Below are 24,206 nucleotides of genomic sequence, written 5' to 3'. Positions count from 1 at the left end.
CGCCTACGCCGTCGCGGTGTGCTCGTCGCGCCGGTCCACTCGCCGCTCGAACCAGGTCACCCCGATCAGGAAGACGGTCAGCAGGGCGAGCGCCGCCAACGGGAGCAGGGACCGGCCGATCGGCAGCAGGGGCAGCGGCAGCAGTGCGGCGACGACCTGCGTCGGGTGCACCGAGCGGATGGTCAGCCGGCGAAAGACCAACCTGCTGAGCAGGTAGAGGGCGGCGCCGCCGTAGAGCGCGGTGGCAGCTTCCCAGCCCAGGCCGTGGGGATGGGGTGACTCCTCGGTGAGCTGGCCGATCACCTCTTCGATACCGAGCGCGACGTAGATCGCGCCGATGATCAGGGTGGAGTGCCCGAGGCCGTACGCATCGCCTGCCACGTGGGCCCGCCGCTCATCCGGCACGTCGCTGACGGCCCGCCGTGCGGCGGGCGCCAGTCGATCGAAGTAGAGCCACCACAGGCAGACCGTGCTGGTGAGGCCGAGCAGCGCGGCCAGCACGGCGGCGCCGACGGGCGCCATCGTCCTTGGTCCTGCGCCGGCAGAGATCAGCGACTCGCCCAGCGCGATGATGAGCACCAGGCCGAACCGCTCGGTGAAGTGGTCCACACTGCGCAGTTGCCACGGCCGGAAGGTGGATGCGATCCGGGCGCCGCCGACATTCAGCAGAAACGCGACCGTCCAGAGCGCCGTCTGGGCTGCGCCGCCGAGCAGCGCGCCGATGATCAGCGGGATCCAACCCAGCATCACCGGCACGGTGAAGAACCGCAGCGTCGAGCGCAGTGCGGGGTCCGTCGCGCTCGCCCAGAACAGGATCACGAGCTGCACGGCCCGACCGACCACGTAGGCGAGGGCGAGGGTGAGCGGCGCGTCGAAGAGCTCCGGACTCTGCTGCCACGCGCCCGGCAGCACCAGTGCGGCCACGAAGATCGCCGCCATCGCGACCAGGGTGGCCGCGCGGACCAGGCCGACGTCCGCGCGGACCAGGTTCCCCACCCAGATGTACGGCGACCAGGAGTAGAGCAGCAGTAGCAGGAGGAGCAACCCCTGGGCCAGGGTGAGCGCGCTCGGCGACCCCGCCATGAACGTGATGACCCGGGTGAGCGCGAAGACGAAGACCAGGTCGAAGAAGATCTCGAACATCGTGGTCCGGTGCGCCTCCGCAGGCGGAACCGGACGAACGCCGAAAATCCCCTTCATCCTCGCATTCTGCGCCTCAATCGAGGGCCTGTCGGGCTCATGGGGTCCCCCCGCCCGGCGGTGCCGAAAAGAGCCGGAAGAACTGCTCGGCCTCCCCGAGGTCGCCGTGCACCTCGATCTCCCCGGCCGAGACAGCCGATCGCAGCGGCGTGCCGTCGAACATCACCGCCCGCAGAGCGGCCACCGTGCCGGTGACCGTGGCATCGACCTCGCCCGTCCGGCCACGGGCCACGCTGATCCCGCTCGGACCCACCTCGACCTCGAACGCGTCGGCACCGACGCGACGCCGGATCCACATCCGCCAGGAGGACCGCACTCCGGACCTCTCCTGGACGCCGATCACGCTGGACCTGGCGGACGTCCGCATCCGCTGACCCGGCGTCACGTCGTCGACCGGACGCCCGGCCTCAGGCCGAGGCGTCCGTCCGGCGCCGGCTTCGCTCGGCCCGCCGCCGCACCTGCTGGTACGCGCCGGTCAACCCCATCGCCCGCCGCACCTCGACCATGGTCTGGCGTACCTCCTGGCGGGTCCGTTCAGTGCCCTCGACGATCAGCCGGTCGACGAACCCCCGGTCGGCTTCGATCTCGGCCCGGCGCTCCCGGATCGGCGCCAGGAACCCCTCCAGCGCGACGACCAGCCGCTCCTTGACCTCCACGTCACCGACCCGCCCGGCCCGGTAACGCCCGGCCAGGTCGGCCACCTCATCGCGGTCCGGATTGAACACCTCGTGGTACGCGAAGACCGGGTTGCCCTCCACCGTGCCCGGCACATCGGCCCGCACCCGGTTCGGATCGGTGTACATGCCGAGCACCTTGCGACGCACCGTGGCCGCATCGTCGGAGAGAGCGATCGTGTTGCCGCGGCTCTTGCTCATCTTGGCCGCGCCGTCGGTGCCCACCAGGCTCGGCGTGTCAGCCGGGATCAGCTCGGGAACCGGGAAGACCGGGCCGTACAGGTGATTGAACCGCCGGGCGATCTCCCGGGTCACCTCGACGTGTGCGGCGTTGTCCCGCCCGACCGGGACCACCTCCCCCTTGACGCAGAGGATGTCCGCGGCCTGGAGCACCGGGTAACCCAGCAGCCCGTACGGCATCTCCTCCTTGCCGGCGTCCCGGGCCATGTCCTTGAGCGACGGCACCCGCTCCAGCCGGGGAACGGTCACCAGGTTCTGTAGGAGGGTGTTGAGGTCCCCGACCTCGGGGATGGCCGACTGCAGGTAGAAGGTCGCCCGTTCCGGATCGACGCCGGCGGCGAGGATGTCGGTCACCATCTCGCGGGCGTTGCCGGAGACCTGGTCGATGTCCTCGCGGCGGTTGCGGGTGGTGAGCATGTGCAGGTCGGCGATGATGAAGAAGCTCTCGTAGCTCCGGTGCAGTCGCACCCGGTTGGCGATGCTGCCGACGTAGTGACCGAGGTGCAGGCGACCGGTCGGCCGGTCGCCGGTGAGCATTCGTGCGACGGACATGGCGATGTGCCTTTCGTGCGGGAAGGTTGGGCAACGCGTGGGCGCGCGCCGAGCAGGGCGGATTCAGCCCTCTCGGTCAGCGGGATCGGCTCAGCGAGCCGTCCGCCATCGCGCGCCGGCGCGGTACCGCAGACCACCGGCACGGAGGACGCTCAGAAGTTGCTCACGGCCATCGCCATCGCCGGAGCTGGTCGGGGACCCAAGCGGCGCACCGAGCGGGCGGTCGACAAGCATGTCGACCGCCTCCGATGTGCAGATGCCTACCCGGACCACGGCCTCACATTACCCGCGGAATGGCTCCCGGAGGCGGCAGGTACTTGTCGGCGTAGTAGTTGCCCACGCGCTCCCGGTACTCCGGGTCGGCTGACTCCGCATCGAACGGCGGCGCGTCCTTGATCTCCTGCCGAGTGCGGTCGACGTGCACGACGCGTTCCTGGTGATCCACGTGAGCCACCGTGCCGGCCGGCAGCAACACCTTCTGGCCGAAGATCCACGGCCCGGTGTCCACGACCACGTACTCGGCATCCGCCTCGTTGCTCGCCTCGTCGATGGTGCCGATGCGCCCGTCGTTCGCCTGCACGTGATAGCCCACCAGGTCAATCGGCGTGCCGGGGCCGGGGGCGTCCGGGGCGTCGTGGCCGCCGTCCGGGCCATCCGGCGGCGTCGCCTGTGTGTACCCACCAGCGAGGGCGGACGGGTCACGCCAAGCCCAGGGATTGAACATCGAGGGTTGCATGGGGCACCTCCGGGGGGACGGTCCTCAGCTGTCCTGTCTCGCAGTGCCCACCCCGCTGGCGCCGGAAACAGATCGATACAGATCAGCTCCGGTGCCGAAGCTCCGGCCCGGGCCCCGACCATCGGTTCATGTTGTTGACCGGCCGTTGGTGAACGGCGGGCTTGCCCCGCGTCGTGCCTGGTGGCGTACTGGTTCGTGTGCTTGACCGGCCGCTGGTGAACGGCGGGCTTGCCCCGCGTCGTGCCTGGTGGCGTACTGGTTCGCGTGCTTGACCGGCCGCTGGTGAACGGCGGGTTCGCCTCCGCGTCGGGCCTGGTGGCCGGGTTGGTTTCTCGTGCTTGACCAGCCTCTGATGCTGGGGGGTTGGTGTGCGCGCCGGGCTTGCTGGCCGGGTGGTTGGTGTGCCGTCGGGCCTGGTGAGCCAGGGGGTCGCGCGTCGGCAACCCGCTCTGGCGAACGGGCGCGCTGGCATACTCGGCTGCCATGGTGCTTTCGCGAGGATGGTCTGTCTTCCTGGTCGGAGTCGGGATCTGGACCTGGGTGATCTGGCCGAGGTTCGCGGTCGCCATCTGGCAGGACCCGCGGTCCTGGGCCTCCGGCACGGTGGCGGACGGTGCCGCCACCAGCTTCTTATGGGTGCACGCGCTGCTGATCGCCGCGTCCCTGGCCATCGGTACCACCGTCGGGGTCCTCGGTATCCGGGCCTGGGTTGCCGCCCGCCGGCGGCAGGCGTCCTGACCCCCCGCCCGACCAGAAGTCACACCGGGGCCTTCCGTGGAACTCGGCCATCACGGGCGGAAGTGGGATTCGGACAGCACGGGACCGGCCGTGGAATTCCGGGTGCGGGCAGCTTTGGCCGCGGGCGTCTCGCGACCGGGCTTGTCTGCGGGATGAGTCGTGCCGTCCGCCGTCCGCCGTCCGCCGGTCGCCCGGTCCGGTCCGCCGGTCCGGCCGGTCCGTCCCGCCCGGTCCGCCGGTCTGCCTCCGCCGGGTTCGCTGATCCGGCTGCTTGTGCGGGCGGTGCGGGGTTGATCGACACCAGGTCGGCGATGTGGGGGTATCGCACCGCCGTGTTACCCCCACATCGCCGAAGTGGAGTGGATCAGCCGGCTTGGACAGGCATGACCTGGCCGCCGACCCTCGCCCTGATGGCGCCGCCGACCCTTGCCCTGATGGCGCCGCGACTCCGATGGCTGGTCTGGCGGTCTGTTGGTCCCCTGCCTGGGTGGGCGGTGCGGGGTTGATCGACACCAGGTCGGCGACATGGCGGTGTCGCACCCTCCGGGTTACCGCCACATCGCCGAAGTGGAGTCGATCAGCCCGCTTGGACGGTCGCGATTTGGCCGCTGACTCTCATTGGTGATGGGGCCGTCCGCTGCGATGGTTGGTCCGGGATCGGTCTGACCTGGGGAAACCGCTGTGGACCGCGAGTGTGACGCGGGACGCGTCCTGCGGATTTGACGATCAAACCCGCGGACGCGTAACTTTCTCTCTGCCAGCGCGGAACGGGGCAAACGGGACGAAAGTCCTGGGGCACCGGAACGGGCGGGCAGCCGGGTCAGACAGGGTTCGCTCCTGCCAGACACGGTCCGGGCGGGGCTCGCCGAATCGGCCGCGAGGCGGATTTGGTGCAGCGAAGCCGACCGGGTAAGGTTCACGACCGGCAGGGCACCGGGCGCGACTGCGGGACACCGCAGCGGCCGGCCTGCCAAATCCGACGACCTGACACAGCGGCTTCGCCGCTGAGTGAGTGCGCCGGTGCCAAGCCGCACGAAGCATGACAGACCGGGACACACGGTTTGACACGGCCGAGACGGTAAGGTAACGTAGTAAAAGTGCCCGGCGCGAGAGCGGGGGGCACGCAGAACGGAAAAGCCCCGGATCGGGGTTCCACTGAGTGTGGGGCTTTGGTTTGGTGTGTGGTTGTTCTTTGAGAACTCAACAGGGTGCTTGTAAAGCCAGTGCCAATTATGATTTATACCCCGGACTGGTCAGTTTTTGCTGGCTGGTTGGGATTCCTTTGGCAACATTTGTTTGTTGTCAGGATGCTGTTCAACTAATTTTTTGTTGGAGAGTTTGATCCTGGCTCAGGACGAACGCTGGCGGCGTGCTTAACACATGCAAGTCGAGCGGAAAGGCCCTTCGGGGTACTCGAGCGGCGAACGGGTGAGTAACACGTGAGCAACCTGCCCCAAGCTTTGGGATAACCCCGGGAAACCGGGGCTAATACCGAATAGGACCTTCGGCCGCATGGCTGGGGGTGGAAAGTTTTTCGGCTTGGGATGGGCTCGCGGCCTATCAGCTTGTTGGTGGGGTGATGGCCTACCAAGGCGACGACGGGTAGCCGGCCTGAGAGGGCGACCGGCCACACTGGGACTGAGACACGGCCCAGACTCCTACGGGAGGCAGCAGTGGGGAATATTGCACAATGGGCGGAAGCCTGATGCAGCGACGCCGCGTGAGGGATGACGGCCTTCGGGTTGTAAACCTCTTTCAGCAGGGACGAAGCGAGAGTGACGGTACCTGCAGAAGAAGCACCGGCCAACTACGTGCCAGCAGCCGCGGTAAGACGTAGGGTGCGAGCGTTGTCCGGATTTATTGGGCGTAAAGAGCTCGTAGGCGGCTTGTCGCGTCGACCGTGAAAACTTGGGGCTCAACCCCAAGCCTGCGGTCGATACGGGCAGGCTAGAGTTCGGTAGGGGAGACTGGAATTCCTGGTGTAGCGGTGAAATGCGCAGATATCAGGAGGAACACCGGTGGCGAAGGCGGGTCTCTGGGCCGATACTGACGCTGAGGAGCGAAAGCGTGGGGAGCGAACAGGATTAGATACCCTGGTAGTCCACGCTGTAAACGTTGGGCGCTAGGTGTGGGGGGCCTCTCCGGTTCCCTGTGCCGCAGCTAACGCATTAAGCGCCCCGCCTGGGGAGTACGGCCGCAAGGCTAAAACTCAAAGGAATTGACGGGGGCCCGCACAAGCGGCGGAGCATGCGGATTAATTCGATGCAACGCGAAGAACCTTACCTGGGTTTGACATGGCCGCAAAACTCGCAGAGATGTGAGGTCCTTCGGGGGCGGTCACAGGTGGTGCATGGCTGTCGTCAGCTCGTGTCGTGAGATGTTGGGTTAAGTCCCGCAACGAGCGCAACCCTCGTTCGATGTTGCCAGCGCGTTATGGCGGGGACTCATCGAAGACTGCCGGGGTCAACTCGGAGGAAGGTGGGGATGACGTCAAGTCATCATGCCCCTTATGTCCAGGGCTTCACGCATGCTACAATGGCCGGTACAATGGGCTGCGATACCGTGAGGTGGAGCGAATCCCAAAAAGCCGGTCTCAGTTCGGATCGGGGTCTGCAACTCGACCCCGTGAAGTCGGAGTCGCTAGTAATCGCAGATCAGCAACGCTGCGGTGAATACGTTCCCGGGCCTTGTACACACCGCCCGTCACGTCACGAAAGTCGGCAACACCCGAAGCCGGTGGCCCAACCCTTGTGGAGGGAGCCGTCGAAGGTGGGGCTGGCGATTGGGACGAAGTCGTAACAAGGTAGCCGTACCGGAAGGTGCGGCTGGATCACCTCCTTTCTAAGGAGCACCTTCACCTGAAAGGGTGCAAGGAGCCCGCGGCCCACGAATGTTGGGTCGGGGTGCTCAGATGGCGGAGACACTGGCAAGTTTTTCCTCGGCAACGGCCGGGATCGCCTAGTACAGCCACTCTTCGGAGTGGTGGGAACGGTTGCTTCCGGTGCGGCTGAGAAGGAATGTAAGCACCCTGTTGGGTCCTGAAAGAACAACCCTTGGGTTGTTGTTTCAGAGCCTTGAGTGGAGCGTGAACGCTTCACGAGGTTGCCAGGCATGGCCTGGCCCCACATACCGCCGGCGGTTGTCGGGTTTGGTGTGGGGCGGATCGGGTTGTGGGTTGGTCGTTTGTTGAGAATTGCACAGTGGACGCGAGCATCTTTGTGGTCAAGTTGTCAAGGGCGAACGGTGAATGCCTTGGCACCAGGAGCCGATGAAGGACGTGGGAGGCCGCGATAGGCCTGGGGGAGCTGTCAACCAAGCTGTGATCCCAGGGTGTCCGAATGGGGAAACCTGGCACCAGTCATGTGGTGTCACCCACACCTGAACACATAGGGTGTGTGGAGGGAACGCGGGGAAGTGAAACATCTCAGTACCCGCAGGAAGAGAAAACAATTTAGTGATTCCGTGAGTAGTGGCGAGCGAAAGCGGATCGAGGCTAAACCGGCTGCGTGTGATACCTGTCAGGGGTTGCGTGGTTGGGGTTGTGGGACCCTGCTGAACAAGCTGACACTTGTTCGAGAAGTTACAAAGTTAGTGGCTAGTCGAACAGTCTGGAATGGCTGACCGTAGACGGTGAAAGTCCGGTAGGTGAAAGTTGCTGACCTTCTGTGGGTGTTCCCGAGTAGCGGCGGACCCCTGAAATCTGCCGTGAATCTGCCAGGACCACCTGGTAAGCCTAAATACTTCCTGGTGACCGATAGCGGACAAGTACCGTGAGGGAATGGTGAAAAGTACCCCGGGAGGGGAGTGAAATAGTACCTGAAACCGTTCGCCTACAATCCGTCGGAGCCTTGCGGGGTGACGGCGTGCCTTTTGAAGAATGAGCCTGCGAGTTAGTGGCATGTGGCGAGGTTAACCCGTGTGGGGGAGCCGTAGCGAAAGCGAGTCTGAATAGGGCGATTCAGTCGCGTGTCCTAGACCCGAAGCGGAGTGATCTAGCCATGGGCAGGCTGAAGCGCGGGTAAGACCGCGTGGAGGGCCGAACCCACCAATGTTGAAAAATTGGGGGATGACCTGTGGTTAGGGGTGAAAGGCCAATCAAACTCCGTGATAGCTGGTTCTCCCCGAAATGCATTTAGGTGCAGCGTCGCGTGTTTCTTGCCGGAGGTAGAGCACTGGATGGTCTAGGGGGCCCACAAGCTTACCGAAATCAGCCAAACTCCGAATGCCGGTAAGTGAGAGCGCGGCAGTGAGACTGCGGGGGATAAGCTTCGTAGTCGAGAGGGAAACAGCCCAGATCACCAGCTAAGGCCCCTAAGCGTGTGCTAAGTGGAAAAGGATGTGGGGTCGCATAGACAACCAGGAGGTTGGCTTAGAAGCAGCCACCCTTTAAAGAGTGCGTAATAGCTCACTGGTCAAGTGGTTCCGCGCCGACAATGTAGCGGGGCTCAAGCACACCGCCGAAGCTGTGGCATTCACATTTTATCCTCGCTTGGACTTGATTCCTTGTGCAGGTGTGTGGATGGGTAGGGGAGCGTCGTGCCGCGAGTGAAGCAGCGGGGTGACCCAGTTGTGGACGCGGCACGAGTGAGAATGCAGGCATGAGTAGCGAAAGAAGGGTGAGAAACCCTTCCGCCGGATGACCAAGGGTTCCAGGGCCAGGCTAATCCGCCCTGGGTGAGTCGGGACCTAAGGCGAGGCCGAGAGGCGTAGTCGATGGACAACGGGTTGATATTCCCGTACCCGCGAAAGAGCGTCCCTGATGAACCTCGTTGTGCTAACCACCCAAACCTTCCGAGACCTTCGGGTTGAGGAGGGGGAGCGTGGGAACCTGATGGGTAGTAGTCAAGCGATGGGGTGACGCAGGAAGGTAGCTGAGCCCGGCCGGTGGTTGTGCCGGGGTAAGCGTGTAGGCCGTGTTGTAGGCAAATCCGCAACACATATAGGCTGAGACGTGATGCCGAGCCGATTCAGGTGAAGTCAGTGATCCTATGCTGCCGAGAAAAGCCTCTAGCGAGTTCTTAGCGGCCCGTACCCCAAACCGACACAGGTGGTCAGGTAGAGAATACCGAGGCGATCGGGCGAACTGTGGTTAAGGAACTCGGCAAATTGCCCCCGTAACTTAGGGAGAAGGGGGGCCGGAGACGTGAAGCCCCGCGCGGGTGGAGCGTTGTATGGCCGCAGAGAGCAGGGGGAAGCGACTGTTTACTAAAAACACAGGTCCATGCGAAGAAGTAATTCGATGTATATGGACTGACGCCTGCCCGGTGCTGGAACGTTAAGGGGACCTGTTAGCTCTTCGGGGCGAAGCGGAGAACTTAAGCGCCAGTAAACGGCGGTGGTAACTATAACCATCCTAAGGTAGCGAAATTCCTTGTCGGGTAAGTTCCGACCTGCACGAATGGCGTAACGACTTCCCCACTGTCTCAACCACAGGCCCGGCGAAATTGCAGTACGAGTAAAGATGCTCGTTACGCGCGGCAGGACGGAAAGACCCCGGGACCTTTACTATAGCTTGACATTGGTACTCGAATTAGCTTGTGTAGGATAGGTGGGAGCCGGTGAAGTCCATACGCCAGTATGGGTGGAGGCAATCTTGAAATACCACTCTGGTTGATTTGGGTATCTAACTTCGGACCGTTATCCGGTTCAGGGACAGTGTCTGGTGGGTAGTTTAACTGGGGCGGTTGCCTCCTAAAAGGTAACGGAGGCGCCCAAAGGTTCCCTCAGCCTGGTTGGCAATCAGGTGTTGAGTGCAAGTACACAAGGGAGCTTGACTGTGAGACTGACAGGTCGAGCAGGGACGAAAGTCGGGACTAGTGATCCGGCACTTGCGAGTGGAAGCGGTGTCGCTCAACGGATAAAAGGTACCCCGGGGATAACAGGCTGATCTTCCCCAAGAGTCCATATCGACGGGATGGTTTGGCACCTCGATGTCGGCTCGTCGCATCCTGGGGCTGTAGCAGGTCCCAAGGGTTGGGCTGTTCGCCCATTAAAGCGGTACGCGAGCTGGGTTTAGAACGTCGTGAGACAGTTCGGTCCCTATCCGCCGTGCGCGTAGGATACTTGAGAAGGGCTGTCCCTAGTACGAGAGGACCGGGACGGACGAACCTCTGGTGTGCCAGTTGTCCTGCCAAGGGCACGGCTGGTTAGCTACGTTCGGAAGGGATAACCGCTGAAAGCATCTAAGCGGGAAGCCTGCTTCAAGATGAGGTATCCCACCCACTTTGTGGGGTAAGGCCCCCAGCTAGACGACTGGGTTGATAGGCCGGAAATGTAAGCCCGGTAACGGGTTCAGTTGACCGGTACTAATAGGCCGAGGACTTGACTACTAAGCTGCTACGCGTCCACTGTGCAACTCTCGATAAACGAACAACAGACCACGTGGTGGTGTTGTTTGATATGTCGATAGAGTTACGGCGGTCATGGCGGAGGGGAAACGCCCGGTTACATTCCGAACCCGGAAGCTAAGCCCTCCAGCGCCGATGGTACTGCACTCGTGAGGGTGTGGGAGAGTAGGACGCCGCCGGACAATCTTTCAGAAAGGGCCACCCCTAACGGGGTGGCCCTTTCTGCATTCCCTGGCCGTGTGTGACCCCGCCACGAAGCGCCGGCGCCAGCGGAATCGACCCGATCATCACGCCCCGAGTGGGCCCGCCCGGCTTGGATCGGATCGGCGAGGCGAGGGCTTCGCTGGCTAGGCTCGGCGTGTGGTGGACGTCCTGATACTTCTGGTGTTCGCGGGCTGCGTGGCGGCGATCCTGGGCGTCCTCTCGTGGCTGGGGTCCCGTGTGCGTCGCCGCGGTGTCGGTGGTGAGGTCATGGGTCCGTTCGAGGAGATGTGGCATCCCGCAGCGCACCGGTACCGGGCCGAGATCCGGGTGCAGGAATCTCGGCTGATGCCAACACCACCGCAGGGCGGCAGGCGCAATGGGCACGGCGGTGACGTACGCGCTGACCGCTGACCGCTGAGCGGGAGCGGCAGCGGGAGTGACCTCAGGAGGGCTTGGGGCCGCAGACGTAGCGGGGCTCCGCGTCATAGCGCCAGGTGAACTTCTCCCGCTTGACCACCGTGCCGCCCTTCTTGATGACCCGGAAGGCGTCCTGGGTGAAGCCGTTGATGCCGTTGGTCGGAATGCACGAGGGACCGGGCTCCAGATGGATCAGCTTCGGCGTGGTGATGTTGCGGCGCGGCCCGTACTCCGTCTTCACGCTGTCGTAGATCTTCGTGCTCCAGATCGACACGGTGATCGTGCTCGACGTGTACGACGTGTCGATGAGCAGGCCGTACTCGGTGTTGTTGCGGAACTTGAAGTCCAGGTCCGGCCAGAAGATCGTCGACTCGATGACCGCCGGGTACCTGTCGAACCAGTACGAGTGCGGCTTGTGCTCGACGTCCTCCAGCCCGGCGTAGTAGGTCGCGTTGAACAGGGTGGTGGTGAACTGCGAGGTGCCGCCCCCGACACCCGGTACGAGTTTGCCGCCGAGGATGACCGGCGCGTCCCGATAGCCCTGGGCGTAGCCGCGCTCGCCCGTGTGGCCGTTCAGCGAGAAGGTCTTCCCGGGCAGGACGACAGTGCCGTCCACCTGACGTGCGATGGTCGCGATGTTCTGGCTGCGCGACGAGGCCATCCCCCCGGTGAAACGGGTGGTGAAGGTGGACACCCGCTCCTTGATGCCCAGGCCGGAGATCTTCTCCGCAGTCAGCTCCGGCGGCGTCGGCTTCAGCTTGCCGGTCACCTCGCGGCCGTCCGACTTCGGTAGCACCGCCAGCAGGTCTTGACCCAGGGTCGCGGTATCCAGCTGCTGACCGGGCCGCCCGTCGGTGGTGGTGGGTCGTCCACCGGAGATCGTCATCGTGGCGTTCTTCGGCGGCACCTCGATGGTGGCCAGGTCATCGCCGAGCGCAGCCCGCAGCTGCTTGACGTCCACCGACGGGGTCAACTTGCCGGTCTTGTCGGCGGTGAAGCGCAGGCTCTTCGCGATGGCGGCGGGCGGGACCTTCACCGAGCCCTTATCGGTGCGCAGGGTGACCGGTGCGGCGACTGCCGGCTTCGCCAGTTCGGTGACCAGTTGGTTCAACTCCTCCGGGGTGGTCGCCGGGTGGCGCTCCACCAGGGGCACGGTGATCGGGGCGCCAGCCAACCAGCCGGCGCGGACCACCTCGGCGGAGCGCTGCGGCTCCAGGGCCAGCCCCGGCTTGGGCTGCACGACCTTCGGCGTGGTGCCCTGGTAGGTGATCGCTGGCATCGTCATGCCCTGGGCCTTGTCGCCGAGCACCTTGCGGAGGGCGTCGTCCAGCCGGTCCACGTCGACGGTGACCACCGGATCGACCGTGCGGGAGCCGACCAGCCGGCTGACCGCGTGCGCGTCGGCCGCGGCCGCTGCCGCGACGGTCGCCGGCACGTCGACGGCCAGCCCCACGTCGGCCGGGTTGATCTCGGCGCTACGCCCGTCGACGGTGACCTTCAAGGGACCCGCCAGCGCGGCCGCCCGCCGGTCCAGCTCCGCCCGCAACTCCCGGTCGGCGTCCGCGCGGCTCCGGCCGCCCAGCTCGGTGCCGAGCACGCTGGTGCCGCGGGGAACGTCCCCGGCGTACGCCCACGCACCGGCACCCGCGACGGCGGCGAGTACGCCACCGGTGACGCCGGTGGCGAGCAGCATCCGCATCCGGCGGCGGCGCGGGCCGGCCTCCGGCTCGCCAGCGGCAGGTGACGTCACCGGCCCCGGTCCGTCGTCCGGCCAGGTGACCGCGCTGACCTGCACGGTGGGCCGGTCGTCGGCGGGTGGACTCTTTTCGCCGTACAGCGTCACTGCAACCTCGATCGCCAGGGTGCCGCGGGAGGTGCCCCCTCCCGGAGGCACCTACGGTAACGAATGCCCGGCCCCCTTGCGGGCTGCGGCCACCAGGCGCTGCTACCGCGTGTCGCCCGGCGTGTCGCCCGAGTCCGGGGGTGGTGCCGGCGGCCGACCACAGACATGGCACGGTGGCCGAGTGGACACTGCGGAGCGGGTGTTGGCGTATGGCGGCGGTTGGCTGGACCGGGCGGGCCCCCTGCGCACCGATCCCACCCGATTGAACGCGCTGCGTACCGAGCCGACCACCGTGGTGCTGCCACTGTGGCAGGACCGCTGTCTCGTCGACGCGGACGGCCCGGTCCGGCTGACCGCGGAGCGCGCGTCTCTCGTCATGTCCGCTGCCGGCGAGACGGTCTTCCTGGGGCTCGACGGGAAGGATGCCGTGTTCGCCGCAGACCTGTCCGCACTCGCCGAGCAGTCCGCCACCGAAATGGCCGGTGCGGCGCGGTCCGTCGACGTGCGGGCGCTGGTCGGGCGGCTCGAGCCGGGCGACGCGGCCGTCCAGGCGTACGCCAGGGGGTTGCTGCACTGGCACCGGCAGCAGCGATTCTGCGGGACGTGCGGTGCGGCGACCGTCGCGGACGGCGGCGGGCACGTGCGGACCTGTACCGGCGGAGAGTGCGGGCGTCTCCTGTTTCCTCGCATCGAACCGGCGATCATCGTGTTGGTCGAGGCACCCGGCCCGCCGGGGCGCTGCCTGCTGGCCCGGCACGCGGGCGCACCCGAGGACGCGTACTCGACGCTGGCCGGGTTCGTCGAGGTCGGCGAGAGCCTGGAGGACGCGGTCCGTCGGGAGATGGCCGAGGAGGCGGGCGTGACCGTCACCGACGTGACCTACCAGGGGTCGCAGGCGTGGCCGTTTCCCGCCGGTCTGATGGTGGGCTTCCGGGCCATCGCCACGTCCGACGAGGTACGTGTCGACGGGGACGAACTGTTGGAGGCGCGCTGGTTCACCCGGGCAGAGCTGCGGGATCGGGTGGCTTCCGGCCGCACGCTCGGACGGGTGGACGCGATCGACCACCGCCTCCTGGAGGACTGGTTGGCCTCGGCATCCTGACCGGTTGGGCTGATGCTACTCGGTAGTACGGACACCTGTTCAGGTGTGCCGCTGACCCGTACCCTTTGCGCTCATGCCGTCTTCGACCGGTCTGCTGACCGCAGTGAGTTCGCACGTGGCGTCGCTACTGCCCGATCGGGTCGTCGCGGGAGCCCTCCGCGCTGTCTATCCGCGGATCGAGCCGGAGCTCGCGTGCCTCGCGGAGTTCATGCCCGCTGGCGGCACGGCGCTCGACGTCGGCGCCTGGTACGGGCCGTGGACCCAGCGCATGCGCAAGCTGGCCGACCAGGTTGTCGCCATCGAGCCGAACGAGGAACTCGCGCGGAGCATCTCGAGTGCGTTCCCCGATGTGCGGGTGGTTCGTGCGGTGGCGTCGGATCGTGCGGGCAGTGCCGAACTCTTCCTGCCGAAGAACGGTCCCGCTGTCGGCACCTCGTCGCTCGAGCACGGCGACGGCAGTGCGACGACGGTTACCGTCCCACGGGTCACGATCGACGGCCTCGGCCTCGACGACGTGCGGTTTATGAAGATCGATGTCGAGGGTCACGAGCTGTCGGCGTTGCGGGGCGCGGCCGAGACGATCCATCGGGACGGACCGGTGCTGCTGATCGAGGTCGAGGAGAGGATCCAGCCGGTGGCCCCGATCATCGATCTGCTCGATGAATGGGGTTATCGCGGCTACGTACTGCCGGAGCGGGAATGGCTGCCCCTCGCCGACTTCGACATCCGGGGCAACCAGCGAAGCGCGATAGCGCGGGTCAATCAGAGTCTCGCGCGGCGGGTGGTGCTCCCCCGGCCGCGCTACGTCAACTCGGTGCTGTTCAAGCGGGAAGGGACCAGCCCGGTCAGCTGACGGTCTCGGCGGAAGGGGCGCGGCGCTCGGCTGAGTCTGCGGACGAGGACCGGCGTGCCGTGCCCCGCAGCGAGGGCCCGAAGACCATCACCAGCGCGGTCAACGCGGCGGTGGCGAAAGCACACCACATGATCCCCTGGAAGGTGCGCGGCGCGACGAACATCGTCAGGACGGCCAGGACACCGGCGGCCGCCCAGAGTGGCGCGGAGGGCCACCGCGAACCGGCCGCGATCTTCGCGTTGACCACTGCGAAGACCAGCGCGTAGAGCGCGCCGGTGGCGGCGAAGATCGGGGCGTACTCGCCCAGCGGCGCGTAGTCCTGGCCGCCCGCCAGACGGAACGCGAAGCCACCGGCCAGGATCGCGGCGGCGACGAGCACGGCACCACAGGCGCCGACGATCGCGAGCACGGTGGTGCGTAGGCGGCTGTCCCCGACGGCCAGGCGGGGCAGGGCCAGCACCGTGATCACCTGAGGTGCCCAGAGCGCGCCCTTGGTGAGCACGGTGCCCACGGAGTACGCCCCCGAGTCGGCCGGTGACAGCAGTTGTCGGGCGAAGATCAGGTCGGCGTACGACACCACGAGCATCGCCAGCGCGGCGGTGCCGGCGCTCATGACCTGCCGGATCCGCAGGGGAGCATCGATGCTGCTGCCCCTGTTGGTGGCGGCCGGACGGGCGATCCAGGCCAGGACCGGCAGGACGAGGTATGCCGTCACCAAGCCGGCGAGGAGGGTGTCCACGACGCCGGCACCGAAGACGAGTGTGACGATCATGCCGGCGTAACGCCCGACGGCGAACACTCCCATCGCCCACGCGAGTCGCAGGAAACGCTGATCGCCCTGTAGCTCCCCGAGCCACCGGCCGGCCAGCACGACCGCGAAGGTCGTGGCGGCGACCAACGCCACGACCGTCAGGGACAGCCGGAGGGCGGTCAGCATCAGCGGCGTGGCCACGACGACGACGCCAGTGGCGACCGCGGCCGTGACGAGGGTGACCTGCAAGGTCGGCGTGCCGGGCTGGCGGGCGCGGTGCACGGCGACCGCCATCTGCAGGCCCACGCCCGCGACGCCGGCGATCGCGACGAGAGCCAGCACGGTGGCCAGCACGCTCAGTTCCTCGGCCGGCAGGTGCCGGGCACCGAGCATGGGGAGCAGGTAGGCCAGCCCGTTCGTCACCATCGCGGCGACCGCCACCGCCGCGCCGGCCGCTCCCAGCCGGCCTGGGCTGGACCCAGCCGTCGTCTCTGTCATGGCGCCTCATGTCGGTTCGCCGGGGGATCGGCTGTGCGCTGAGCCTCGCGATCTCGACGCGGTCGGCTCATCGACGTCGTCAGGCAAGGTACCCCCCGTTCGCTCCCTGTGCCTAGAGTGCTGTCCGGAGTCCTGGGTGCGACGTCGGGCCCGCTGCCGTCGAGGTTTTTGGGGTGTGTGTGCGCCGACCATTACCGGAGTTCGGTCCGGCGTTGCGCCGGGCCGCTGTCGGGCTTCGTCGCTGGTGGCCGGAGATGGCGCTCGCTCTCGGTGTGGTCGTCGCGATCCTCGGCCCGGTGCTCCGCCGGGGTTACGTCCTCCGTTACGACCTGGTGTTCGTGCCGGATCCGCCGTTCGGCGCGATGGTCTGGGGCAGCGGCTCCGAGCTGCCCCGCGCGGTGCCCAGCGAACTGCTCGCGGTCGGCCTGTCCCAGCTGATCACCGCCGACCTGGCGGAGAAGGTGATCCTGGCCGGTTGCCTGGCACTCGCGTCGGTGGGTGCCGCCCGGTTGGCCCCCGTCAGTCACCCGTTGGCGCGGGTCGCCGCCGGGCTCGGGTACGTCTGGAACCCCTGGGTGTACGGGCGGCTGCACCTCGGGCAGTGGGCGGTCATCGCCGGGTACGCCGCGTTGCCCTGGGCGTACTCCTGGGTGCTCGGGGTGTTGCGGCCTCCGCCTGACGGTGCTGGCCCGAGCCGGCGCTCTGCCGTCGCCGGTGGGCTCGCGGTGGTGTTGGGCGGGCCCGCGATGGTGTTGGTGGCGGTGTTCACCTGCGCTCCGGCGTTGGCCCTGGCCCGGCAGTGGCGGGCAGTCGTCGCGGGCACCGCGACGCTGGTCGGTCTCACCGCGCCCTGGCTGTTGGCCCTGGCAGACCGTGGCGGCGCGATCGATCTCGACCAGCGCGGTATCAGCGCGTTCGCCATCCGTGCGGACACGCCGCTCGGTGTGCTCGGCAGTGCCGCCACGCTCGGTGGCATCTGGAGCCGATACGCCGTTCCGGTGGGGCGTGACCAGTGGCCCGTCGCCGTGCTCGCGCTGCTGATGGTCGTGGCGGCGGTCTGGGGGTACGGACTGACCCGACGTCGTTGGCCGCCAGCGGCATGGTGGGGGCTGCTCGTCGGCGCCGTGCTGGGCACCGTGCTCGCCGTGCTGCCAGCCTGGTCGATGGGCGCACAGTGGATGGTGGCGCTGGTCGAGCACGTTCCGCTGGCCGGTGCCGCCCGGGACAGCACCCGTCTGCTCGCGCCGCTCGCGCTGCTGCAGGCGGTGGGGCTCGGGATGCTGGTGCAGTCGATGGCGACGACCGGTGCTCGCGCGCTGGCCCCGCTGGTGATGCTCGCTCCGGTGCTGCTCCTGCCCAGCCTGGCCTGGGGTCTCGGCGGTCAACTCGAAACGGTGCGCTACCCGGCCGAGTGGTCGACGGTGCGTGCGGTGGTGAACCGGGATCCGACCGGAGGCAGCCTGGTCTCACTGCCCTGGTCGTCGTTTCGCGCCTACCGCTGGGCCAGCGGCGCGCCAATGCTCGATCCGGCCACCCGGGCCTTTCGTCGACCCGTGATCGGGGATCAGGACGTGCTGGTCGGCCAGGACCGGATCAGGGGTGAGAGCCGCGTGGCCGAACGGGTGGCGGCGGCGCTCGCGGTGCCCGGCGATCCGGGGCCAGCCCTGCGTCGGCTCGGCGTGCGGTATGTGCTCATCCAGACTGATCAACCCGATGCTGCCGAGGTCGAGAGCAGATTCGCGGACGCCGAGCTCGTCCGGCGGGATGGGACATTGACGCTGTTCCGTCTGTCTGGTGACGGTTATTCCAGCTCAGCATGGACTGTCGGCATTGTTCCGGCGGTGGGGTATTCGGTACTCGGGGTCACCCTGTTGATCGCCCTTTCGTACCCGGCGGCACGGCGGCGACGCGTGTTACTGTCCGGTACCTTTTGTCGAAGGGATCGTCAATGAAGGCATCCTTCAATCCCCTCCTCACCGCGGTCGTCGCCGCGGCGGTGGGTGCCGTGCTGGGAATTCTGGCCGTCTCCATCGGGACGTCCACCATCACCAACAGCAACACCAAGCCTGCCAACGTGGAGCAGGACATCATCGTGTACGGCGAGCGCTGACGGCCCTTCATGGAGGTCCTACCTCCTGACGTGTCGTCAGATGCGGTCGTACTCGACGTCGTGGTGCCCGCCTTCAACGAGGCGGAGCGCCTGCCGGCGACTCTGCTCCTGCTCCGCGCGGCGTTGGCCGGCCTCGGTGTGCCGTGCCGGGTGACCGTGGTCGACAACGCCAGCACCGACGGAACCGCCGAGGTGGTGGCGACCGCCCTGCCCGGCACGGTCCCCGTCCGGCTGTTGTGGTGCGGCGAGCGAGGGAAGGGATTCGCGGTGCGTACCGGTGTGCTGGCCAGCGGTGCACGCTACGTCGGCTTCTGCGACGCGGACCTGGCCACCGCGCCGGACAATCTCGGGCAGGTGCTCAGTCTCCTGGTCGAGGGCGCCGACGTGGTGGTCGGTTCCCGTGCGCATCCGGAGTCGGTCGTCGAGGAGCGGCACAGCCTGCTCCGACGCTGGGGCGCGGTGGCGTTCCGGGGTGCGGTCCGGCAGGTCGTGCGCAACGTGGGTGAGACGCAGTGCGGGTTCAAGTTCTTCCGCGGCGATGTCGCACGACGGGCGTTCGCGCCACTGCGGTGCGGTGGATTCGCCTTCGACGTGGAGGTGCTGGGGCGCGTCGAGCGGGCGGGCGCCCGGCTGGTGGAGATCCCGGTCAACTGGGTGGATGTGCCCGGGTCACGCTTCTCACCGGTCCGCCACGGCTGGCAGAGCTTTGTGGACGTCGCGAAGATCCGGTGGCGGCTCCGTGCCAGTGTCGCTCCCACCATGCCGATGCCGGTCGTCGCCATCGCGGTGACCCCCGACGTGACAACTGGCGCCGCGACTGTTGGATTGCGGCCGTGAGTGTCGGATCATTCCGGGTCGCTGCGGTTCCCGCCACCGAGGCCTCGGTGGCGGGCCGTCGGGTCGCGGTGCTCAACTGGAAGGACCCCTGGCATCCCGACGCCGGGGGTGCCGAGGTGTATGCCTGGCAGGTCGCCCGTGACCTGGTGAGTGCCGGCGCGGAGGTCACCTTCGTCACGGCACGTCCGGCCGGCCAGCGTGGCGACGAGGTACGGGACGGCATCCGACTCGTCCGGGCCGGTGGCCGGTGGAGCATCTACCCTCGCGTGCTGGGCTGGTTGCTGCGGCACCGGCGTCAGTTCGATGCCGTCGTGGACTGCCAGAACGGCATTCCGTTCTTCAGCCCGGCGGTCCTGCCGGTCAGCGTGCCGGTGATCTGCGTGATCCACCATGTGCACGACCGGCAGTTCCGACTGTATTTCGGCCCGCTCGTCGGTCGCTTCGGGGCGTGGTTGGAGGGGCCCGTCGCCCGCTGGGTCTACCGCCGTTGCGTGACCCTCGCGGTCTCACCCTCGACCGCCGCGGCCATTCGTGACCGGCTTCGCTGGGCTGGCCCGGTGGTCGTGGTGCCGAACGGAGCTGACGCCTCGTCGCGTACAGGCGACCACCCCCGGGGTGGGGTGCGGGACGAGCGACCCCGACTCGTCTGCGTCGGTCGGGTAACCCGACACAAGCGGGTGGATCTGGTGCTCGACGCCGTCGACCAGCTCCGGCCAGACCGGCCCGACCTGCGCCTGGACATCGTCGGTGGTGGGCCGGACGTGGAGACGATCCGCCGTCAGGTCGACGAGCGTGGCCTGACCGACGTGGTGACGGTCCACGGCCACCTACCTTCCGCCGAACGGGACGCGTTGTTGGCCGCCGCGTGGCTGCACGTCTCCGGTTCGTGGGGCGAGGGCTGGGGCCTGGTGGTGGTGGAGGCCGCCGCCGCCGGGCTGCCCACGGTCGCCTTCGACGTGGACGGGCTTCGCGACGCCGTGCGACCAGGTCGGACCGGGTGGCTGGTGAGTGAGGGCGAGAACCCCGCCGGCAACCTTGCCGCCGGTCTCGACCGCGCGCTGACCGCTGTCGCGACACCGGCCGAGGCGGACCGGATGGCGAGCGAGTGCCGTGGTTGGAGCGACACGTTCCGGTGGGCCGACACCGGCCGACGGGTCCGTGCGGTCCTCGGTGATCTGCTCACGCCGCGAGCGGTGCCGTGGGCGCCGGGGGACGCCTGTCTCGTGGTCCGGACTGACCAGCCGGACAGCCTCCTCGCCCGGGTTGCCCCACTTCTGCCGCACAGCCGCCATGTCGCCATCGACGAGCGGAGTCTGTGGATCCTGGTGCCGGGCGCTGATCCGGCGACGATCCGGCAGGTGCTGGTCGACGCGGGCGTTCCCGAGGACGCCGTGACCGAGCGGGAGGCCAGCCCCGACGAACTGCTCACCGGAGTTCCGGTACGGCAGTGCTGACCACTTGGTCGACCGCTCGTCGCACCCCCGGCGTACCGTCCGCGACGGTGTCCCTGGCGGTGTGGCGCCTGCGTGAGCTGCTGGTCTGTCTCGCGCTGATCGGTCTGTGCGTAACCCAGAGCCCGGGCCTCATCGTGCCCGAGACGAAGCTGGACATGGCGCTGGACCCGAGCGGGTTCCTTGCCCGGGCCACCCATCTGTGGATCGCGGACTGGCAGTTCGGCACCCTGCAGAACCAGGCCGTCGGCTACTTCTTCCCGATGGGGCCGTTCTTCCTCCTCGGTGAGGCGGTGGGCCTCCCGCCGTGGCTCGTCCAACGCCTGTGGATGGCGGCCCTGCTCTGCGTCGCCCTCACCGGTGTGGTGCGTCTGGCGCGCGCCCTCGACCTCGGTGGCCCGGCGTCCCGCCTGGTCGCCGGCGCGGTGTTCGCCCTCTCACCTCGGGCCTTGACCCTGGTCGGCACGGTCTCACTGGAGCTGCTGCCGTACTGCGTCGCCCCGTGGGTGCTGCTGCCGCTGGTCAAGGGAGCTGCGGGCGGCTCACTGCGACGGGCGGCCGCACTCAGCGGACTCGCGGTGGTCTGCATGGGTGGAGCGAACGGGGCGGCCGCCGCGTGCGCCGTACTGCCGGCCTTTCTCTTCGTGGTGACGCGTGCCCCCGGAAAGCGGCGTGTCCGCCTGCTGGCCTGCTGGACGGTGGCGATGGTGGCGGCCACCTTCTGGTGGCTCGCGCCGCTGCTGCTTCTGCAGAGGTACGGCTTCCCGTTCCTGCCCTTCACCGAGAGCGCGGCGGTGACGACCGGAGTGACCACCCTCCCGGAGGCCGTCCGCGGTGCCACCCACTGGGTGGGCCACCTGGCGGTCGACGGGGTGCCCTGGTGGCCCTCGGGTTGGTCACTGGTCACCGTGCCCTGGATGGTCCTGCTCACCGGTCTGATCGCCTGCATCGGGCTGGCCGGCCTGGCCCGTCGGGACCTGCCGGAGCGACGATTCCTCCTCATCGCGGCGCTGGTCGGGTTGCTGACCCTGACCGCGGGAAACCTGTCGGACGGGGGTGCTCCCTTCGCCGCGACGGTGCGGGAGGCGCTCGACGGCCCACTGGGCGCGCTCCGCAACCTGCACAAGTTCGATGTCGTCATCCGCCTGCCACTGGCTCTGGCCACCGCGCACATGCTGGACACCGTCGGCCTGATCGCCGTCATTCGCCGGTTCTCCCGGCCCACCGGGATGGCGCCCCGGCGGGTGGCGCTGGGAATCACCGCCGTGGCGCTCGTCGCGGTCGGCACCGGCGCGGGTAGTGCGGGCCTCACGGCGGGTGGCGGTTTCCCAGCCCTGCCCGAGCACTGGCGGCAGGCGACCGGTTGGCTCGACCGGCACGCGGGCCCCGGTACGACGCTGCTGGTGCCCGGGTCCAACTTCGCCGAGTACGACTGGGGGCGCTCGTTGGACGAGCCGGTCCAACCCCTGTTGGACTCACCGTGGGCGGTGCGTTCGCTGGTGCCGGCCGGTTCCGCGGGAAACGCGCGGCTGCTCTCTGCGATCGACGACCGGCTCGCCGCCGGCGCGGTCTCGCCGGGCCTGGCCGACGTGCTCGCTCGGCTCGGCGTGCGCTATCTGCTCGTTCGCAACGACCTTCGTCAACCCGTCGGCGCCATCGCCTGGCCGCTGCTGGTGCATCGGACCCTCGACAGCACACCGGGGCTGTTCAAAGCCGCCGAGTTCGGGCCGAGCGTCGGACTGCCGCCGGATCTCGGTGGGGCGTGGGACTACGGGCTGCGCAAGTCGTACCCGGCGGTGGAGATCTACCAGGTGGACCGGCCGACCCCCCAGGTCAGCCTGGCGGACGCGGCGCACCCGCTCGACCTGGTCGGCGCGCCGGAGACGCTGCTGGATCTCAGCGACGCCGGTGTCCTCGGTAACCGGCCGGTGATCCTCAACGGTGACGACCCGGTCGCTACCGGTGGTGGCGGCACGGTGCTCGCCGACAGCCTCCGCAGCCGGGAGGTCGACTTCGGACTCCTGCGCGGCAACACCTCGCGGACGTTCACCCCCGCGGACCAGCCCCGCCAGGTACGCGCGGTCCACGACATCCTCGACCCCGCCTGGGACGGGTCGGTCACCTCGGCCGGCTATGCCGGGGTGACCGACGTGCGGGTCTCGTCCAGCGCGGCCGACGTCGCCGGCCCGGCCGGGCTGCGTGACCCGTCCGCCGGCCCATTCGCGGCCCTGGACGGCGACAGCGGTACGGCCTGGTTGTCCGACGGTGCCCGGAAACCGGTGGGCCAGTGGCTGGAGGTCCGCTTCCCGGAAGCGATCCAGCCCGGTTCGGTGGAGCTGCAGGTGGTCGACGACGAGATCATCGGCGCTCGGGTCACCCGGGTCGAGATCAGCACCAAGGGTGGGACCGTGGTGCACGAGGTGACCGGCGCGGGCCGAGCCCCGCTGCGGTTGACGTTGCCCTCCGGGCGTACCACCTGGCTTCGCGTGACGATCGACGGCGTCGCCGGCTTCGACGTGCCGGGGCGGCGCGCGGGGCTCCGGGACCTGCGGGTGCCGGGCGTGAATCCGGTGCGCTACCTACGGCTGCCGGCAGCGCCCGCCTCCACCGCTGCGCCGGAGGTCATCGCACTGGCCCGAAAGGCCGTCGACCGACCGGCCTGCGCCGTCGCCGGCGACAACTACCTCTGCGCGCCCGACCTGATCCGCCAGGGTGAGGAGGCCGGCCTGGTGCCCCGTCGCTTCGATCTGCCGAGCGCGACCACCGTCAGCCTCACCGGCATGGCCCGCGCCGCGCCGGCCACCGCGCTCGCTGTCTACGACGAGATGGTGGGCGGGCAGACCTTCACCGCGTCGAGCGCCTGGTTCGCGGACCCGGTCGCCTCGGCGCGGGCGTTGGGCGACGGCGACGACGGAACGGCGTGGTTGGCCGACCCGAACGACCCGCAGCCGACCGTGGAACTGCGGTGGGCCAAGGCCCGCAAGGTGAGTTGGGTGCGGTTGCGGTTTGCGGCGACCCTCGTCGCGGCACCGCCGAGGACGCTTCGGATCACCGGCGACGACGGTATCCGGGAAGTGGCCGTCGGCCCGGACGGGGTAGCCCGCTTCCCAGCCCTGCGTACGCGCAACCTCTTCATGGCCGTGACCTCGACGGTGCCGCGGATCAGTCGCTCGACGGCGTTCTTCGAGCCACGGCCCCTCCCGGTCGGCCTCAGCGGTGTGGACGTGGAGGGTCTGCCCGCGGCCAACCTGCCCCGCGGCCTGGACCGTGCCGTGACGTTGCCGTGTGGTGCGGGGCCGGCGGTCGTCGTCAACGGAGCAACGGTGCCGACCACCCTGTCCGGCACTCTGCGGGACCTACGGGATCTGCGGCCGCTGCGATACCGCGCCTGCACGATCGAGACGAACGCCAAGGCCAAGCCGAAGGCGAACGCCGACCTTGTTCCGCTGCGCGCCGGCCCGAACGAGGTCTCCGCTCCGGCGGACCGGTTCGTCGTCGACAGCGTGATCCTCAGCGGCGAGACACCCTCCGGGGCGGCCGTCGAGCCGTCCCGTCAGGCATCGGCGGTGCTCAGCTGGACCGACCAGCATCGGTCGGTCGAGGTCGGGCCGGGGGGCAGCAGCTATCTGGTCGTCCCGGAGAACGCCAATGCC

At 68.0% G+C, this 24,206-nt stretch carries 14 protein-coding genes, 3 rRNA genes and 1 pseudogene; 12 read left to right on the top strand and 6 right to left on the bottom strand.

Annotation, left to right across the window (positions count from 1 at the left end):
* Positions 1–3 precede the first annotated feature (3 nt).
* The 4 genes from HNR20_RS13430 to HNR20_RS13415 all read right to left on the bottom strand — a co-directional run bounded on the left by HNR20_RS13430 (position 4) and on the right by HNR20_RS13415 (position 3,402).
* Positions 4–1,200 (bottom strand): low temperature requirement protein A, encoded by a 1,197-nt coding sequence (locus tag HNR20_RS13430; RefSeq protein WP_184179622.1) that lies wholly within the window; start codon positions 1,198–1,200, stop codon positions 4–6.
* A gap of 37 nt (positions 1,201–1,237) precedes the next feature.
* Positions 1,238–1,567, bottom strand: a complete 330-nt coding sequence (locus HNR20_RS13425) for an SCP2 sterol-binding domain-containing protein (protein ID WP_184179619.1) — start codon at positions 1,565–1,567, stop codon at positions 1,238–1,240.
* Positions 1,568–1,607: 40 nt separating this feature from the next.
* Entirely contained in the window at positions 1,608–2,666 is a 1,059-nt protein-coding gene (gene trpS, locus HNR20_RS13420) for a tryptophan--tRNA ligase (protein ID WP_184179616.1), read from the bottom strand.
* Positions 2,667–2,943: 277 nt separating this feature from the next.
* Positions 2,944–3,402 (bottom strand): PRC-barrel domain-containing protein, encoded by a 459-nt coding sequence (locus HNR20_RS13415; RefSeq protein WP_184179613.1) that lies wholly within the window; start codon positions 3,400–3,402, stop codon positions 2,944–2,946.
* Positions 3,403–3,885: 483 nt separating this feature from the next.
* Here HNR20_RS13415 and HNR20_RS13410 point away from each other — a divergent pair, with 483 nt between their 5' ends.
* The 5 genes from HNR20_RS13410 (at position 3,886) to HNR20_RS13390 (ending at position 11,102) form a co-directional block, all read left to right on the top strand.
* Entirely contained in the window at positions 3,886–4,140 is a 255-nt protein-coding gene (locus tag HNR20_RS13410) for an SCO4848 family membrane protein (RefSeq protein ID WP_184179611.1), read from the top strand.
* A 1,326-nt stretch (positions 4,141–5,466) separates the two neighbouring features.
* Positions 5,467–6,981 (top strand): 16S ribosomal RNA (locus HNR20_RS13405).
* A 379-nt stretch (positions 6,982–7,360) separates the two neighbouring features.
* Positions 7,361–10,469 (top strand): 23S ribosomal RNA (locus tag HNR20_RS13400).
* Between the two features lie 83 nt (positions 10,470–10,552).
* A 5S ribosomal RNA gene (rrf, locus tag HNR20_RS13395) occupies positions 10,553–10,669 on the top strand.
* Together the 16S, 23S and 5S rRNA genes form the textbook arrangement of a ribosomal RNA operon.
* A 178-nt stretch (positions 10,670–10,847) precedes the next feature.
* The gene (locus HNR20_RS13390) at positions 10,848–11,102 is read left to right on the top strand and encodes a hypothetical protein (RefSeq protein WP_184179609.1); all 255 of its coding nucleotides are present in this window, start codon (positions 10,848–10,850) and stop codon (positions 11,100–11,102) included.
* A 31-nt stretch (positions 11,103–11,133) separates the two neighbouring features.
* Here the strand turns inward: HNR20_RS13390 and HNR20_RS13385 are convergent, their stop codons facing one another.
* Positions 11,134–12,951 carry a VanW family protein gene (locus tag HNR20_RS13385; RefSeq protein ID WP_184179606.1) on the bottom strand — a complete coding sequence of 606 codons (1,818 nt, stop codon included), beginning with the start codon at positions 12,949–12,951 and terminating at the stop codon, positions 11,134–11,136.
* Positions 12,952–13,132: 181 nt separating this feature from the next.
* On the opposite strand from HNR20_RS13385, the gene nudC reads away from it, so the two are divergent.
* Together nudC and HNR20_RS13375 are read left to right on the top strand one after the other, a co-directional pair.
* The gene (gene nudC / locus HNR20_RS13380) at positions 13,133–14,053 is read left to right on the top strand and encodes an NAD(+) diphosphatase (protein ID WP_184179603.1); all 921 of its coding nucleotides are present in this window, start codon (positions 13,133–13,135) and stop codon (positions 14,051–14,053) included.
* Positions 14,054–14,168: 115 nt separating this feature from the next.
* On the top strand, positions 14,169–14,906 hold the full coding sequence (locus HNR20_RS13375) for an FkbM family methyltransferase (RefSeq protein ID WP_221309798.1): 738 nt from the start codon (positions 14,169–14,171) through the stop codon (positions 14,904–14,906).
* On the opposite strand, the gene HNR20_RS13370 is transcribed toward HNR20_RS13375, so the two are convergent.
* Positions 14,899–16,155, bottom strand: coding sequence for an MATE family efflux transporter (locus tag HNR20_RS13370; protein WP_184179600.1), 1,257 nt, complete (start codon positions 16,153–16,155; stop codon positions 14,899–14,901). The two genes, HNR20_RS13375 and HNR20_RS13370, sit on opposite strands and share 8 nt — an antisense overlap.
* Positions 16,156–16,409: 254 nt before the next feature.
* Between HNR20_RS13370 and HNR20_RS13365 the strand changes: the two genes are divergently transcribed.
* From HNR20_RS13365 to HNR20_RS32980, 5 genes and pseudogenes are all read left to right on the top strand, one after another.
* Positions 16,410–18,107: an MmpA family trehalose lipid delivery protein gene (locus tag HNR20_RS13365; RefSeq protein WP_184179598.1), complete on the top strand. Its 1,698-nt coding sequence runs from the start codon at positions 16,410–16,412 to the stop codon at positions 18,105–18,107.
* Complete coding sequence (locus tag HNR20_RS13360) at positions 18,104–18,265, top strand: hypothetical protein (RefSeq protein ID WP_184179595.1); 162 nt, start codon at positions 18,104–18,106, stop codon at positions 18,263–18,265. Before HNR20_RS13365 ends, HNR20_RS13360 begins: the two co-directional genes overlap by 4 nt.
* 30 nt (positions 18,266–18,295) lie before the next feature.
* Entirely contained in the window at positions 18,296–19,102 is an 807-nt protein-coding gene (locus tag HNR20_RS13355) for a glycosyltransferase (protein WP_221309797.1), read from the top strand.
* Positions 19,099–20,556, top strand: coding sequence for a glycosyltransferase family 4 protein (locus HNR20_RS13350; RefSeq protein ID WP_221309796.1), 1,458 nt, complete (start codon positions 19,099–19,101; stop codon positions 20,554–20,556). Before HNR20_RS13355 ends, HNR20_RS13350 begins: the two co-directional genes overlap by 4 nt.
* Positions 20,550–23,774: pseudogene (locus HNR20_RS32980) on the top strand (alpha-(1->3)-arabinofuranosyltransferase); the annotation flags it as partial. The gene HNR20_RS13350 and the pseudogene HNR20_RS32980, both read left to right, overlap by 7 nt.
* Positions 23,775–24,206 lie beyond the last annotated feature (432 nt).

It is taken from the genome of Micromonospora parathelypteridis, assembly GCF_014201145.1.
GTDB lineage: Bacteria > Actinomycetota > Actinomycetes > Mycobacteriales > Micromonosporaceae > Micromonospora > Micromonospora parathelypteridis.
This window is presented reverse-complemented; position numbering and strand designations above follow the sequence as displayed.